Below are 14676 nucleotides of genomic sequence, written 5' to 3'. Positions count from 1 at the left end.
GTCCTCACAGCCACCCTCCGCTGAACCCGGCCCTTCGCAGCCCATCGACGATATACGGGCATTCCCGCATCAGCTTCCAGACGAAGTCTGTACGATGGTTCTCGATCATCAGCGGGATCGGCCCCTGGTTGATGCCGACATGGTCGTCGCATGTCCAGCCGCATGGGCGCCCGGTCGCCGCTTCCAGGGTCGGATTGAAGCTCGCGGTGAACCCATAGGGGTTGCCGTTCTTCAGGTCGAGGTCGTGGAAATGTCGGAGCGCCGGCAGCACGATCTCCGGCGCGAAGGGCAGCGACGCCACCACCGCCCAGGGCGACAGCGTGCCGTCGTCGGGTCCGAAGGGCGCGCCGCGCGCGCGGTAGTCGAAGAAGCGGCGCTCGACGCCGTCGATACGCCGCTTCAGCCGCCCTGGCCCGTCGCTGGCGGTGAGACCCCAGCTGTTGGCATGGTAGCCCTTGAAGCCGCGCGGATTGCGGATGGCATATTCCCGCTGCACGTGGGTTGCCTGGCGGCTGTTCTCGAAATAGTCGCTGCCCCGCTCGCGCATACAGGCGTCGCGGATGCCGCGGAAATCGATCCAGATGTGCGAGAACTGATGGATGAACAGCGGCCCGGCATAGACGAACTCGCGGCCGTAGATGGTCTTCCAGCGGTAGCTCGACAGCCAGGCGGCATAGCTTTCCGGCGGCAGCCTGTGCGTCGGCGAGCCAAGCCCCAGCACGTAGAGGATCAGCGCCTCGTCGAAACCCTCCCAGCGATAGCGCAGGAAGCCTTTCTCCGGCCGCCAGCCATGCGTCACGGTCGCGCCGCCGTTTTGCGCCCAGTTCCAGTCGACGCGCCGGTAGAGCGCGTCGACGAGTTGCCTGATCTCCAGTTCGTCCGGATCGTCCTCCTGGAAATAGGCGCCGGCCGCGAGAACGCCGGCAATAAGCAGCGCCGTGTCCACCGTCGACAGCTCGCACTTCCAGACGCGGTGGCCGCTCTTCATGTCGAGGAAATGGTAGTAGAAACCCTTGTAGCCGGTGGCATCGGGTTCAGGGCCTTGCGGGCTGTCGTGGAAGAAGCGCAGCGTCGCGAGCGTCCTCTCACAGGCCTGCCGGCGCGTCATGTAACCACGCTCGACGCCGACCGGATAGGCGGTCAGCGCCATGCCGACCGCGGCGATGCTGGCCGGCGAGCCTTCGCGGTTGCGGTCCGGGATCAGGCCGTTTTCCGCATTCGCCTCGTTGAGGAAATAGTCGAAGGAAAGGCGCTGGAGGTCGAGCAGAAGTTCATCGCTCAGCAGTTCGATGTTGGCCGATGCATCCATTGGTGGTGATGGTCTCCGTCGCCCCAAGGCCGCCGCCTGGTTTTTCATCGGGCAACGAAGCCCTGCTCGCAGATCAACGTGGGATGGAGAATAGCCATCGGCAAGGGCGAACCGCTCCGCGCACCCGCAAAACCTGTGGTCAACGCAATCGCTTGAGGGGTTGTTCTAGGTCGCCGTTGCCGCCACCCGCGGCTGGCGCGCTGCCGTTGCCGGCGCCTTGGCCCGCGCGAGGTCGGCGAGGAACCGGTCCATCAGGGGTGAATTGCCGAAGCGCCGGTAGTCGCGTTCCCCGGCCAGCGAGAACTGCGGGTTGGCGGCAACCAGCCGCGCCATCGTCGCCTGTGCCTGGTCGATTTCGCCCTGGCCGACCAGTAACGCCGCGCGGATCAGCAGGCAGTCCTGCTCCTGCGGCGCCCGCATCAGGCATTCGTTGAGCACGGCCTCGGCTTCGTCGACGCGTCCCGCCGCGTAGAGCGCCTGCCCGTGCACGTAGGTATAATATTCGGGCGCCAGCGGATGCAGGCGCCGCGCGCGCTCGGCGTTGGCTACCGCGTCGGCGTAGTCGCCGAATCGGACTTGGGCCTTCGCCAGCGCCATCATGCTGTCCGGATCGTTCGGGTTGAGTTCCACTGCCCGGCGCGCGGCTTGCATGGCCCCTTCGTAGTCGGCGCTGGCCGCCAGCCCGAAACTCAACGCCTGGTAGCCGATGGCGAGGTTGGGATCGAGGCGGATTGCCTGCCGCACTTCGCTGAGACCGGTCTCGATATCGGCCTTGGTGGCGCGGCCGCTGATACCCTGAACCGCATCGGCGATGTAGGTCAGTCCGAGATTCGCGCGGGCGGTCGCATAGCCGGGGTCGAGTTCCAGAGCCCGCTGCAACAGCGCCCGCGACGCAAGCAGGGCTTCACCATCGCCGGAGCCGTGCTTGTAGCGGTTGCGGGCCTGGAGAACGAGGTCGTAGGCCTGCAGGTTTTCCGTCGGCCGCCGCGCCGATTCGGCGACTTCCGATTGCCGGACATAGGAAACGAGGTGCGCCACGATTTCCGAGGTCAGCTCGGTCTGCACTGCGAAGACATCGTCGGCGCGGCGATCGTAGCTGCGCGACCACAGATGGGCGCCGCTGCGCGTGTCGATAAGCTGCGCCACGACGCGCAACTGATCGCCGGCCCGCCGCGCGCTGCCCTCGACGATGTAGCCGGCGCCCAGCCTCTGGCCCAGCTGCCGTGTATCGGTTGGCTGGCCGCGAAATGCGAATGTCGAATTGCGCGCGATCACCTGCAATTCGGGATTGCGGGCGAGTTCCGTGATGATGTCCTCGGTCAGGCCGTCGACGAAATAGGTCTCCTCGGCATCGCCGCTCATGTTATCGAACGGCAACACCGCGACCGCAGGCCGGGCGTCGGCGCGTTCGATGCCCGCCAACTCGGCGAGATTCTGGGTGAAGCCGGCAGTCACCGCCTCAAGCCGCGCGGTGTCGCTGGCAGCGACGGCGACAAGCGCAATTGCCGCAGCACTAGTGGCGTAGGCGAACATGGCGCGCCTGCCGCGCATCGCCCGCGGCAGCCAGTGCGCCACGGGTTTCCTGCCGCCTTTCAACCTGACGGCATAGACATCAAGGGATTCGCGGATGTTCTTTATGTGCCGCCGCCCGACACGCGAAAAGTGCTCGCCGCGGTTCCTGTCGGCGCCGCGGACGACCGCTGCGCTGACAAAGATGCTGCCGGGATCGGCGATCGCTTCCAGCCGCGCCGCGACATTCACGCCGTCGCCGAACATGTCGCCATTGTCCTCGATGACGTCGCCGAGATTGACGCCGATGCGGAGATCGAAAGGACGCTCTTCGAAGCCGGCCTGGATTTCTATCGCCGCGTCGAGCGCTTCGTTGACGCTTGGAAACGTCGCCAGAAATCCGTCGCCGGTGCTCTTGAACGTACGGCCGCCATGACGCTGCACAGCGGGCGTGATCAGGTCGTCGAAGGCCGAACGCAGCGCCGCATAAGTCGCCGCCTCGTCTTCCGCCATCAACCGGCTGTAGCCGACGATATCGCCGGCAACGATCGCGGCAAGCCTGCGTTCCATGGCGAACCCTCGATTGCCCCGCAGTGTGCACTTAACATGGACCGCCCCTCACGGACCAATCACGGTTCGGTGCGGGCAGATGTTCGTTCGCCGTCATGGCGGCGTCTCGTGGATTGGGCCTCAGCGCTTGCGCAGCCCGTCGACGAAGATGTCGACCAGCCGCAGCGCGGTGGGCTGCCACTCAACCATGCCCTGCGAATAAAAGATGCCGACAAGAGTGCGCAGCAGGTCTTCCGGCGAGATGTCGTCGCGTATCTCGCCCGCCGCGACCGCCCGATCGAGCAGCAGGCCGATCGCATTGGTCAGGCGCTCGAAGGAATAGGCTTTCAGTTCGGTGGAGCCGTGCGCGACGAGCTGCAGCCCCTCGACCATTCCCTTCTTGGTAGCCACCAGCCGGACGTTGGCATGCAGCCATTTGCGCAGTGCCTCGACCGGATCGCCGTCGTGGGCAAGCTCTTCGGCAAGCCCGCCAAGCAGGTCAACCTCGTGGCGGTAGACGGCCTCGAACAATGCCTCACGCGTCGGAAAGTGACGATAGAGCGTGCCAATCCCGACGCCAGCCTGGCGCGCGACAGCCTCGAGGCTGGCCTGCGGGCCGCCGGCGCTGAAGATTTGCGTCGCCGCTTCGAGCAGCAGCTCGCGGTTGCGGATCGAATCCGCGCGCTGCTTGCGGCTTGTTTTTACGCTTTCCGATCCCATTTTTTCCAAACCGGGCATTTCCCCCTTGATAAACGGAGGCATCCTCCGTATAAATAGGTAGCGCATCGGGAAAACGCACGAAGGCACGCATTCCCGGTCAGGGCCGACAGACCGTTCGCGCCAGATCTTCCCCGCGCTCGCATCCTTTGCCGCCACCCGGCGACTTCGATCCATACATCACAAACACTGAATGGAGTACCATGATGTCACTCTCCATCGGCCTCACCATCAATGGTCAGCCGCGCACGGTCACACTCGACGATCCACGCGTGACGCTGCTCGACCTTTTACGCGAGCGGCTCGACCTGACGGGCACCAAGAAGGGGTGCGACCGCGGCCAATGTGGCGCCTGCACCGTGCTCGTCGATGGGCGGCGCGTCAATTCATGCCTGGCACTGGCTGCCAGCCTCGACGGGGCGGAGGTTTCCACCATCGAGGGGCTGGCCGAAGGCGAGACGCTGCATCCGGTCCAGGCCGCCTTCATCGAGCATGACGGCTTCCAGTGCGGTTACTGCACCCCGGGCCAGATCATGAGCGCCGTCGGTCTCATCGCCGAAGGTCATGCGGGAGCCGATCCCGAGCGCATCCAGGAACTGATGAGCGGCAATATCTGCCGCTGCGGCGCCTACCAGGGCATCACCGAGGCGGTGCTGGAAGCGCAGAAGATCCTTGCCGAACGCAATCGGAGGGCCGCGGCATGAACCGTTTCGATTACATCCGCCCGGCCAGCGTGCCTGAGGCGGTGGCGGCAGCGGCCGTGCCCGGATCAGCCTATCTCGCGGCCGGCACCAATCTGGTCGATCTAATGAAGGGGGGCGCCGCACGGCCCGAGCGGGTCATCGACATCACGCGGCTGCCCGGCCTCGACCGCATCGAATGGCTGGCGGACGGCGGCGTGCGCATCGGTGCGCTGGTTCGCAATTCGGATCTCGCCTATGACGAGCGCCTCTCGCGCACCTTCCCTTCCGTCGCTGAGGCGCTGCTCTCGGGCGCGTCGGCGCAGCTTCGCAACGCCGCGACCGTAGGCGGCAACCTGATGCAGCGCACCCGCTGCGCCTATTTCCACGATCTCGCCGGTGCCTGCAACCGGCGGGTGCCTGGCTCCGGCTGCGACGCGCTGGAGGGCGAAAACCGCCTCCACGCAGTCCTCGGTTGGAGCGAGCACTGCATCGCCACCCATCCCTCCGACTTCTGCGTGCCGCTGGTGGCGCTGGATGCGGTGGTCGAGGTGGAAGGCCCGCATGGGGGCCGGGAGATCGCCCTGGATACCTTGCACATGCTGCCCGGCTCGACACCGGAGCAGGAGACGGCGCTAATGCCCGGCGAACTGATCGTGGCGATCAGGCTCCCGGCGGAAGCCGCCGCCTTCTCGCGCAATGCCCGCTACCTGAAGCTGCGCGAGCGCACATCCTATGCCTTTGCCGTCGTCTCCGCGGCAACGGCGCTCGAGATCGAGGACGGCGTGATCCGCGCGGCGCGCATTGCGCTGGGCGGCGTCGCTGCCAAGCCCTGGCGCGCACGCGACGCCGAGGCTCTCCTCGTAGACCGGACGGCCAGCCCCGAAGCATTCGCCATGGCCGCCAACCTGGCGCTCGCCGAGGCGCGGCCGTCCGGCGACAACGCCTTCAAGATCGAACTGGCGCGCCGCATCGTCGTGCGCGCGCTAAGCCTTGCCTTGGAAGGGACGCCCGAGTTCATGCCCGCGCTGCCGGCCTCGCCCTTCTCCACAATTACCGGAGCAAACCATGTCGCTTGAAACCGCTTCCCCATCCGCTCAGCACCGTAGGCACGGGTCCAATGCCGGACAGCCGCTGACGCGCCGCGACGGCGTGCTCAAGGTCACCGGCCGCGCGACCTATGCCGCCGACAACCACCCCGAAGGCATGCTCTATGCCGTTACAGCCGTCAGCCGCATCGCGCGTGGCCGCGTGACCTCGCTCAATGTCGCCGCGGCGAAGGCGCATCCCGGTGTCGTCGAGGTTCTGACGCCGGCCAACCGGCCTCCGCTGGCGCATGATCCCGACGTGAAGATGCCGCCGTTCGGGTTCCGGGTCGAAGTGCTGCAAGACGACACCGTCCGCTATGTCAACCAGCCGATCGCGTTGGTGATCGCCGAGACGCTGGAGGCGGCAACGGAAGGGGCAGCACTCCTCAACCCGCAATACGACATCGACATCGCGCGCACGGGCCTCGAGAGCGGTGAGCGTTTCGGCCTTGCCGCGGTCGGCGTCGGCGCGCCGCCACGCACGGCCCACGGCGACATCGAGGCCGGCCTTGCCGCCGCCACCCGCGTGACCGAGGCCGACTATGTCACGCCGCAGCAGTTCCACAATGCGATGGAGCCGCACGCGGTCGTGGCTGAGTGGGACGGCGACCGCGTGACGCTCGACATGCCCAACCAGGCGCTGGCGCTGAGTTGCGCGTCCTATGCGGCCTATTTCGGCATTCCGGCCGAGAATGTGCTCATCCGCTCTCCCTTCCTCGGCGGCGGCTTCGGCTCGAAAGCGATTCTCAACGGGCCGCAGATCCTGGCAATCCTGGCGGCGCGCATGCTCAAGCGGCCGGTCAAGCTGGCGCTCACCCGGACGCAGATGTACGGCCCGGTCGGGCATCGCGGCCACACCTGGCAAAAACTGCGCATCGGCACGGATAACGAAGGTCGCCTCACCGCCCTCCACCATCAGGCGCTTTGCGCCACGTCGAGCTTCGACGAGTTCATCGAGCCGGCTGCCAACGCTTCGCTCCCGCTTTATGCGAGCCCTGCAATCCTTGCCGAGCATGAGGGCCTGCGGCTCGACATAGGCACGCCGGGACCGATGCGTGCGCCGGGCGAGGCGTCCGGATCGGCCGCGCTCGAAGTCGCGATGGACGAGGCAGCCATTGCCTGCGGCATGGATCCGCTCGAGTTCCGGCTCGCCAATTACGCCGAGACCGAGCCGGGCACCGGCCGGCCCTTTTCGTCCAAGGCACTGCGCGAATGCTATGCCGAAGGCGCCAAACGCTTCGGCTGGTCGGGTCGGCCGCTCGAGCCGCGCCGGATGCGGGACGAGAACGGTTTCCTCGTCGGCTGGGGCATGGGCACGGCGGTTTTCCACTGCCCGCATTTCCCCGCGGAGGCGCGCGCCACCTTGCGTGCCGACGGCACCGCACTGGTGGAGACCGCGGGCGCCGACATGGGACAGGGCGCATGGACAGCACTTGCCCAGATCGCCGCGGAAGCGCTCGGCCTCGACCCGGATCAGGTCGAGTTGCATTCCGGCATATCGAGCCTGCCCGATGGTGGCATCGCCGGAGGCTCCGGCCATACCGCCAGCGCCGGGCTGGCGCTTCACAATGCCGGAGAGGACGCGATCGCCAGGCTTGCCGAGATCGCCACCGCCGATCCCGCGTCGCCGCTTTTCGGCGCCGGCAATATCGGCGTGGCGGCGCGCTCCGGCCGGCTTCATCGCCACGACGATGAAGGGCGCAGCGAAAGCTATGCCGAGATTCTCGCGCGTGCCGGCCGCGCCGAGGTGGTCGGCACGGCGAAGGCAGCCCGCGACCCGGCGATTGCGGAGGCTCACGCGATGTTTTCGCACGGCGCCGTCTTCGCCGAGGTGAAAGTCGATCCCGATCTCGGCCAGGTACGCGTGAGCCGCCTTGTCGGCGCATTCGCGGCCGGCCGCATCATCAATCCCCGTCTCGTGCGCAGCCAGTATTTCGGCGGCATGATCTGGGGTATGTCCTTCGCGCTGCAGGAGGAGGCGATCGCCGATCGCCGGACTGGCAGGATCATGAATGCCGACCTTGCCGAGTATCATGTACCGGTCAACGCCGACGTGCCCTCGCTCGACGCGATCCTGATTCCGGAGGATGACCCCTACGTCAATCCGCTCGGCGTGAAGGGTGTGGGCGAGGTCGGCATCACCGGCACCGTGGGCGCGATCGCCAACGCGGTCTGGCATGCCACCGGCGTGCGCGTCCGGCGTTTCCCGATCCGCATCGAGGATCTGCTCGTCGATCGGACGTAACCTCCGGCATCCGGGGACTGAGCTCAATCCATGCGGGCGGCTGGGGTGAACCCTTGCCGCCCCTGCGGCCTCCAGAAGGAAGGTGGACCGACCGCGCCGGATGTGCGAAACTTCACTGACACGCTGCCATTGTCGCTGCCATGCCAGACTCCCTCATCATACCTCGCACGAAAGTTCGCCCGAAGACCGAGCGGCCGAAGCTGCACAAGGTTATCCTGCTCAACGACGATTTCACGCCGCGCGAATTCGTCGTGACCGTGCTCAAGGCCGAATTCCACGTCGGCGAGGATCTGGCGCACAAGATCATGATCACCGCGCACCGGCGCGGCGTCTGCGTCGTCGCGGTGTTCACCAGGGACGTCGCCGAAACCAAGGCCACCCGCGCCACCGAGGCCGGCAAGGCGAAGGGTTACCCGCTGCAATTCACCACGGAGCCGGAAGAATAAGGCCTGCCCGCCCACCGCTTGCCTTATGAATTTCGCTCGCGCATCTTCCGCCGGCCCTGGAGGAGGAACGCCGAATGGCCGATGCGCCCAAACCCAATGCCGAGGAAATCGCCTACTGGACCGAGGTCGGTGCACCGGCATGGATCCGGCTGCAGGCGGCGCTGGAACGCGAGGTGGCCCCGCTTGGCGAGCGCGCTATGGATGCGCTTGCCCCGCAACCCGGTGAGCGGCTGATCGATGTCGGCTGTGGTTGCGGACACGCGACGCTGGAGTTGGCGCGGGCGGTCGGGCCTCAGGGGTCCGTGCTTGGCGCCGATATTTCCGCGCCGATGCTCGCGGTGGCCCGCGACCACGCCGCCGCGGCAAACCTCCCCAATGTCCGTTTCATCGAGGCCGACGCGCAGACCTTCGATTTCGGCGGCGAACAATTCGATGGCATTTTCTCGCGCTTCGGCGTCATGTTCTTCGAGGACGCCATCGCCGCCTTCGCCAATCTCGGCCGAGCGCTGAAACCCCGCGGACGCCTTGCCTTCGTCTGCTGGCGCACCCGCGACGAGGTGGAATGGGTAACCGTGCCGCTCCAGGCGGCATTCCGCACCATCGGAACGCAGCCGCCCACACCATCCAGCACCTTCTCGTTCGCCGAACCGGACCACACGCGGTCGGTTCTCTCGCATGCCGGGTTTTCCGATATCGCGATTTCTCCGCTCGACATGAGGACCGGCGGCGGCGACCTCGACGAGGTGATGGAGATCTTCAGGATGGGCGGTGTCGGCAGCCTGGTCCGCAAGCATCCGGACAAGGCCGAGGCGGCCTTCGCCGAAATCCGCAAGACGCTGAAGGACTATGAAACGCCGGATGGTGTCTTTCTCGGCGCCGCGTGCTGGATCGTGACGGCGCGGCGCCCCTAAGCGCGTCGCGCCGAACAGGATTCACCAGCCGCGCTTCGGATTCCTTGATTTGATGCATGTCGTTGCCCCGAAACCGGGGGACCCTCGGGCGACATGCATCAGCGTGCTTTCAGCCGCGCCAACCCCTCGCCCAGCACCACAAGCGAGATGCCGAGCAGTGCGATGTCCTTGATCAGGAACTGGCCGAGGAAGCCGAGCGCCGGAAACCCTCCGGCCTTCGGCTCCCAGATCGGCAGCGCGACCATGATCGAGCAGGTGACGAGGAAGGTGATGGCGGCGAGCAACCCGCCCGCTACTGCGGCGCGTGCCGACCATGGTGACGCGATCAAAAGCAGCGCCGTGGCGATCTCGACCACGCCGAGGAAATACGAGGCGCCCGCCTCGCCGAATACCGGGTACATCCAGGCCAGCCAGGGCGTACCGCCGATCAGCGGCTTCAGCCCTTCGATCTCGACCGCGGTGAATTTCAGCCCGCCGATCAGCAGCAGCGGCAGTACGACGCCTGCCAGCGCGATGCCGCGGCCGAGACGCTGCAGGGTGCCGGCTGCTTCCGGGGCGTCCTGTGATTTCGATGCATCCATGTCGGTGACCAGTCTTGAACTTCGCAAAATCGGACCGTGACGAAATGCTTTTGAATATGCCATGGTGCCGCCGCGCGCGGGAGGTCTGTTTTTGTCGTCAGCCGGCAGGCGGATGCCGGTTGTCGTCGACAGGAAAGAGGTCACACGAAATGGCTTCATCGAAAGCCCCATGAAGGCCGTCGACGTCGAGCAGGTGCTGAAGGGATCGCGGCGGATCAACCTTCGCTGGCCCGCGCTTGAGGTCGAGTATTCCTGGCTGCCGCCGTTCGATGGCGCAGCACCCACCCGCGCCAACCGCATCGAGGTGGTGTTCTCCTCCCATTCCGCGGTAGCGCTCGAGCATGCCGGCAGGACACATCGCATCGACGCACCGCCGGGCTCCATGTATGTGGTCGGCGCCGAGCCGACGACGCTGCTGCATGTCGGCGAATACAGCGACACGCTGGAGATGTACCCGTCGCCGGCATTGCTGGCCGACGCGGCGCGCGCTGCCGGCATTACTGACTTCGAACTGCAGCCGACCCTGCAAGGCCAGGCATCGCTCGAGTTCGGCCGCGATCCCGTGGTGCTCGGTGTCGCCCATGTGTTGCGGCGCGCCTGCATGGGCGGCCTGGAACTCTGCGATACCGAAGCGGCCTGGCTGGCGCATATCCTGGCCGAGCGGCTTCTGACGCTGCAATACGGCATCGAGCCTGGCCGGTCGCGCTTCGCCGGCGCCCGCATGGACGCCCGGCTGCTCCAGAGGCTGGCCGGCTTTATCGAGGACAACCTTGCCGAACAGATCAGCCTCGACGACCTCGCCGGACTGGCGCGGCTCAGCCCCTGCCATCTGGTGCGCTGCTTCAAGAAGGCGACCGGGCTGGCGCCGCATCAATATATCCTGGCGCGGCGCATCGAACTCGCCAAGCGGCTCTTGATGACCACCCGCCTGCCGGTGCGCGAGATCGCCTGGTCGATCGGCTTCGAAAACCTCAGCCATTTCCGGCGCCAGTTCGCGGCGCATCTCGGCGTGGTGCCCGGCGAGTTGCGCCAGGCCACGCAAGGCTGAACGTTTCCCGTCAAGCATATTCGGGTCGGCCCGGTGCTGCCGCATGGACTTGGGCCTGCCGGGGACGTAAACAGGTGCCGGTGCGTTTCAGCGAGGAACAGTTTTGCCCACCGATCGCGTGGTACGCAGGCTCGCCGCGGTGCTGGCAATCGACATGGTCGGCTACTCCAGGCACATGGAAGCCGACGAAGCCGGCACCATCGCCCGCCAGAAGGTTCATCGCCGGGAGGTCATCGACCCGGTCCTGAAGGAACATTCCGGCCGCATCGCCAAGACCATGGGCGACGGTCTCCTGGTCGAATTCGGCAGCGTCGTCGACGCGCTCGAATGCGCGGTGCGCATCCAGCGCGGCATCGCCAGGCTCGAGGCAAAGGTGCCGCGCCAGCATCGCATCGCATATCGTGCCGGCATCAACCTCGGCGACATCGTGATCGACGGCGACGACATCCTTGGCGACGGCGTCAACATCGCGGCGCGCCTCGAGGCGCTGGCCGAGCCCGGCGGCATCTTCATTTCCGCCAGCGTGTTCGAACAGGTGGTCGGCAAGCTCGACATCGCCTTCGACAATCTTGGAGAGCAGCAGGTGAAGAACATCCGCAAGCCGGTCCGCATCTACCGCGTCCGCCTGGAGATCATGGCCGACAGCATGGAGAGCCAGCCGGCCGGTTCTTCCGGCGCCGTCAAGCCGGCGATCGCCGTGCTGCCGTTCCAGGACATGAGCCCCGAGCGCGACCAGGAATATTTCGCCGACGGCATTTCCGAGGACATCATCACCGAGCTGGCGCGCAACCAGGCGTTCTTCGTCACCGCCCGCAACTCGACCTTTACCTACAAGGGCAAACCCGTCGACGTGAAGCAGGTGGCCGGCGAACTCGGCGTCCGCTACGTGCTCGAAGGCTCGGTGCGCAAGGGCGGCAGCCGGGTGCGCATCACCGCCCAGCTGATCGATGCCAGCACCGGCAACCACGTCTGGGCCGAGCGCTACGACCGCGAACTCGACGACATCTTCACCGTCCAGGACGAGATCACCACCAGCATCGTCGGCGTCGTGGCGCCCGAACTCATCGGCGCGGAAATGCAGCGCGCCCGCCGCAGGGACCCGGCCGGCATGGGCGCCTGGGATCTGGTCATGCGCGCCAACTGGCACGCCTGGCGGCTGACCGTGGAGGACAGCGCCGAGGCGAAGAAATTTGCCACCCAGGCGATCGGGCTCGATCCCCGAATGGCCCGGGCCCGCGTCGTGCATGCCATGTGCGACATCTGGGATGTGCTTTACGGCTGGAGCGGCAACCCGCTGAAATCGCTGGCCAGCGCCCACGAGATGGCCCGCGCGGCGGTCGAGATCGACCCGCGCGACGCCGAGGCCCACACAATCCTCGGCGTGGTGACCTTGTTCACGCGCGATTTCGACGACGCCCCGCGCCGGCTGGAAACCGCGCTCCGGCTCAACGCCAACCTCGCCTTCCCCTATATGTGGGGCGGCGGCTACTACGCCTTCACCTCCGAGGGCGCCAAGGCGCGCGAGTACCTGACCCGGGCGCTGCGGCTCAGCCCGCGCGACCCCGCCAACTGCTGGACCTATGCGTTCTTCGGCCTCGCCGAATTTTCCGAGGAGCGCTACGAGGAGGCCGCCGAATGGGCCCTGAAGTCCATTCATCAGCAGCCGGATTTTCCCACCGCGCACCGGCTGCTTGCCGCGAGCTACGGCCAAAAGGGCGATGCCGCGAAGGCTGAAGCCGCGCTCGAAGGCCTGCTCGCCGTAGCACCGGGCACGACCATCGCCAGCACCCGCGCCGGGGTTCCCTGGAAGGACCCGGCGATCATGGACCGCTATCTCGGCGCGTTGCGCAAGGCGGGGCTAAGGGAACAGTAAGTCACGAAGTATCGCGGCGCTCCTCCAGCACGTCGAAGGCGAGGCCGTGCAGGTCTTTCAGGATTTCGTGGACCTCGTGGCGGGATTTTTTCCGGCCCTGCCTGGGGTGCTGGCCGGGCGGCCTGCCGGGGCGCAGCGGCCAGATGCGATGTGGGCGGCTGCGACGGGTTTCTCCGGTTGGCGCGGCGACATCGGGGTTTCTGTCCTGTGCGATGATCGCATCGCGGCGCGCCCGCCAGCGGGCGAAGCGGTTTGCCTGGCGCGGCAGGTCGTCGAGGGCAGATGCCAGTGCCGCGAACCGCAGGCCGAGGCGCGTGGCGTCGACCGGGTCGTTTGGCATGGGCGGACGCCGGGGCACGATGGGAGATGGCGTGGTGTAGCCGGGCACCGAGATGCGCGGCACGCTTTTGGCGATAGGGCGGCGTGGGTGGCTATGCCAGCGCGGCAGCCGGTCGAACAGGGGGAGGGCGAGCGGCCGAGCAGATGCGTCCCTACCCCCACCCCTTACCCCTCCCCTCAAGGGGGAGGGGTATACTGAAACGTCGGCGCCCCCCGCCCGCTTGAGCGATAGGGGTCCAGGAAAGCCAACCGGCATCACGATGCCGGTGCCGACGCCGTTGCGCAGGATGGTCGGCGCGGGCTTCGCCTTGCGCGGGCGGGGCGGCGACGGCGGCGGCATGACGATGCCACGCGCGGCCACGATGATGAGCCGCCGTGTCGCAGCCTCGGCGGGCCGCAGCAGGCGGAGCACGGCGGTGTGGAGATGGCGCGGCAGGGTAAATGCAGGGGACAGTTTACTTTTTTCCGCCAGAGCCGGACCCTGAGGCAGCGCGCTTTTCCGCGGAAACAAAGTAAACTGTCCTCCGAGTTCCGCCATGGCGACGAGCGTGGCCAGGATGCGCTTCAGCGCCTCCGTGTTCCTCTCGATCGCCAGGGTCCAGTCCATCGTCCGCGTTTCCTTCTTGCCCATGCAAACTGGCGAGGATTATGCCGGGCGCCTGAAGGGGGGTGGATAAGCCTTGGGAAAACATTCCTGACAAGTGCTGACAGCGGGCGCAGCGACGTACAGGTTGAGAGCATGCGACCCCCTCTCCGTCTCGCTTCACTCGACACCTCCCCCACATTCGTGGGGGCGAGGAACCCAGGCTGGAGGGACGTGGACAAACAAGGAGAAAATCCTGACCGGCTGCTGACCGAAGGAAAGCTTCCGGCAGCTCTCGGGCCCCTCTCCTGTGATTTTCTGGCACTTCAGCGCGCTTGACGGCCTTCGGCCTATGCGCCGGGCGGGCTGACCGACGCCAGCTCTTTCGGCAATGGCTGGCTCGAGCATTTCAGGTGCATGTCGCGGACGAACAGCTTTCTCTGCTTTGCCTGATGGTCCTTGCCGGCCGCAACGATGGCGAGCCCGTACGGGCCGAGCAGCGCGCCGGCCGACCAGTAGAGCGGCCGTTCCCCGCCCGCGTAGCCCGCCGCCGCCATCCGGATTTCCTGGCATTCGGGCGACAGCCATTTCGGGTCCTGGCTGGGCAGTGCGGTTGCATAATCGGCCGGCGACGTGGTGCATCCAGCGATTGCCGCCGTCAGGAGAAGAGCCGCTGCCGTCGTTTTCTGTGTCATGCCATGGCCATGTAAGGGAGGGGCTTCGTTCCTAGCGGGTTCGCGCTTCACCGCCAAGACGGAACGTTCGTTACTGGAAAGCTTGGCGATGCGGTGAGTGGTT

13 protein-coding genes are annotated in these 14676 nt (G+C 66.5%); 7 read left to right on the top strand and 6 right to left on the bottom strand.

Annotated elements, in window-relative coordinates; genetic code table 11:
* Nucleotides 1-4: 4 nt before the first annotated feature.
* The 3 genes from OHD58_RS18100 to OHD58_RS18090 all read right to left on the bottom strand — a co-directional run bounded on the left by OHD58_RS18100 (nt 5) and on the right by OHD58_RS18090 (nt 4087).
* A complete protein-coding gene (locus OHD58_RS18100; protein ID WP_263804813.1) occupies nt 5-1309 on the bottom strand; it encodes a glucoamylase family protein in 1305 nt (434 codons plus the stop codon).
* 165 nt (nt 1310-1474) lie between these two features.
* Nucleotides 1475-3388: an adenylate/guanylate cyclase domain-containing protein gene (locus OHD58_RS18095; protein WP_263804812.1), complete on the bottom strand. Its 1914-nt coding sequence runs from the start codon at nt 3386-3388 to the stop codon at nt 1475-1477.
* A gap of 120 nt (nt 3389-3508) precedes the next feature.
* Nucleotides 3509-4087 (bottom strand): TetR/AcrR family transcriptional regulator, encoded by a 579-nt coding sequence (locus OHD58_RS18090; RefSeq protein WP_263804811.1) that lies wholly within the window; start codon nt 4085-4087, stop codon nt 3509-3511.
* Nucleotides 4088-4290: 203 nt separating this feature from the next.
* Here OHD58_RS18090 and OHD58_RS18085 point away from each other — a divergent pair, with 203 nt between their 5' ends.
* The 5 genes from OHD58_RS18085 to OHD58_RS18065 all read left to right on the top strand — a co-directional run bounded on the left by OHD58_RS18085 (nt 4291) and on the right by OHD58_RS18065 (nt 9454).
* Nucleotides 4291-4788, top strand: a complete 498-nt coding sequence (locus tag OHD58_RS18085; RefSeq protein ID WP_263804810.1) for a (2Fe-2S)-binding protein — start codon at nt 4291-4293, stop codon at nt 4786-4788.
* Complete coding sequence (locus tag OHD58_RS18080) at nt 4785-5843, top strand: FAD binding domain-containing protein (protein ID WP_263804809.1); 1059 nt, start codon at nt 4785-4787, stop codon at nt 5841-5843. The genes OHD58_RS18085 and OHD58_RS18080 overlap by 4 nt, the downstream gene beginning before the upstream one ends.
* Nucleotides 5833-8097: a xanthine dehydrogenase family protein molybdopterin-binding subunit gene (locus tag OHD58_RS18075; RefSeq protein WP_263804808.1), complete on the top strand. Its 2265-nt coding sequence runs from the start codon at nt 5833-5835 to the stop codon at nt 8095-8097. Before OHD58_RS18080 ends, OHD58_RS18075 begins: the two co-directional genes overlap by 11 nt.
* A gap of 140 nt (nt 8098-8237) precedes the next feature.
* A complete protein-coding gene (gene clpS, locus OHD58_RS18070) occupies nt 8238-8543 on the top strand; it encodes an ATP-dependent Clp protease adapter ClpS (RefSeq protein ID WP_263804807.1) in 306 nt (101 codons plus the stop codon).
* 74 nt (nt 8544-8617) lie between these two features.
* Nucleotides 8618-9454, top strand: a complete 837-nt coding sequence (locus OHD58_RS18065; RefSeq protein WP_263804806.1) for a class I SAM-dependent methyltransferase — start codon at nt 8618-8620, stop codon at nt 9452-9454.
* 98 nt (nt 9455-9552) lie between these two features.
* Here OHD58_RS18065 and OHD58_RS18060 read toward each other — a convergent pair whose 3' ends face one another.
* Nucleotides 9553-10035 (bottom strand): YkgB family protein, encoded by a 483-nt coding sequence (locus OHD58_RS18060; RefSeq protein WP_263804805.1) that lies wholly within the window; start codon nt 10033-10035, stop codon nt 9553-9555.
* Between the two features lie 169 nt (nt 10036-10204).
* Between OHD58_RS18060 and OHD58_RS18055 the strand changes: the two genes are divergently transcribed.
* Nucleotides 10205-11083, top strand: a complete 879-nt coding sequence (locus OHD58_RS18055; protein WP_263804804.1) for an AraC family transcriptional regulator — start codon at nt 10205-10207, stop codon at nt 11081-11083.
* Nucleotides 11084-11186: 103 nt separating this feature from the next.
* Nucleotides 11187-12956, top strand: a complete 1770-nt coding sequence (locus tag OHD58_RS18050) for an adenylate/guanylate cyclase domain-containing protein (protein WP_263804803.1) — start codon at nt 11187-11189, stop codon at nt 12954-12956.
* A gap of 1 nt (nt 12957) precedes the next feature.
* Here OHD58_RS18050 and OHD58_RS18045 read toward each other — a convergent pair whose 3' ends face one another.
* Nucleotides 12958-13902: a hypothetical protein gene (locus OHD58_RS18045; protein ID WP_263804802.1), complete on the bottom strand. Its 945-nt coding sequence runs from the start codon at nt 13900-13902 to the stop codon at nt 12958-12960.
* A gap of 326 nt (nt 13903-14228) precedes the next feature.
* Nucleotides 14229-14573, bottom strand: a complete 345-nt coding sequence (locus OHD58_RS18040) for a hypothetical protein (RefSeq protein ID WP_263804801.1) — start codon at nt 14571-14573, stop codon at nt 14229-14231.
* Nucleotides 14574-14676: the final 103 nt, after the last annotated feature.

It is taken from the genome of Mesorhizobium sp. ZC-5 (genome assembly GCF_025753855.1).
In the GTDB taxonomy this organism is placed as follows: Bacteria; Pseudomonadota; Alphaproteobacteria; order Rhizobiales; family Rhizobiaceae; genus Neomesorhizobium.
The sequence above is the reverse complement of the archived record's forward strand: the minus strand, read 5'-3'. Positions and strand labels throughout refer to the sequence as shown.

Excerpts from the sequence above, each read along its gene's own strand:
- OHD58_RS18040 (WP_263804801.1), bottom strand. The coding sequence starts at position 14,573 with ATGACACAGAAAACGACGGCAGCGGCTCTTCTCCTGACGGCGGCAATC.
- OHD58_RS18080 (WP_263804809.1), top strand. The coding sequence starts at position 4,785 with ATGAACCGTTTCGATTACATCCGCCCGGCCAGCGTGCCTGAGGCGGTG.
- OHD58_RS18065 (WP_263804806.1), top strand. The coding sequence starts at position 8,618 with ATGGCCGATGCGCCCAAACCCAATGCCGAGGAAATCGCCTACTGGACC.
- OHD58_RS18100 (WP_263804813.1), bottom strand. The coding sequence starts at position 1,309 with ATGGATGCATCGGCCAACATCGAACTGCTGAGCGATGAACTTCTGCTC.
- OHD58_RS18045 (WP_263804802.1), bottom strand. The coding sequence starts at position 13,902 with ATGGACTGGACCCTGGCGATCGAGAGGAACACGGAGGCGCTGAAGCGC.
- OHD58_RS18075 (WP_263804808.1), top strand. The coding sequence starts at position 5,833 with ATGTCGCTTGAAACCGCTTCCCCATCCGCTCAGCACCGTAGGCACGGG.
- OHD58_RS18090 (WP_263804811.1), bottom strand. The coding sequence starts at position 4,087 with ATGGGATCGGAAAGCGTAAAAACAAGCCGCAAGCAGCGCGCGGATTCG.
- OHD58_RS18095 (WP_263804812.1), bottom strand. The coding sequence starts at position 3,388 with ATGGAACGCAGGCTTGCCGCGATCGTTGCCGGCGATATCGTCGGCTAC.
- OHD58_RS18060 (WP_263804805.1), bottom strand. The coding sequence starts at position 10,035 with ATGGATGCATCGAAATCACAGGACGCCCCGGAAGCAGCCGGCACCCTG.
- OHD58_RS18085 (WP_263804810.1), top strand. The coding sequence starts at position 4,291 with ATGTCACTCTCCATCGGCCTCACCATCAATGGTCAGCCGCGCACGGTC.
- clpS (WP_263804807.1), top strand. The coding sequence starts at position 8,238 with ATGCCAGACTCCCTCATCATACCTCGCACGAAAGTTCGCCCGAAGACC.
- OHD58_RS18055 (WP_263804804.1), top strand. The coding sequence starts at position 10,205 with ATGAAGGCCGTCGACGTCGAGCAGGTGCTGAAGGGATCGCGGCGGATC.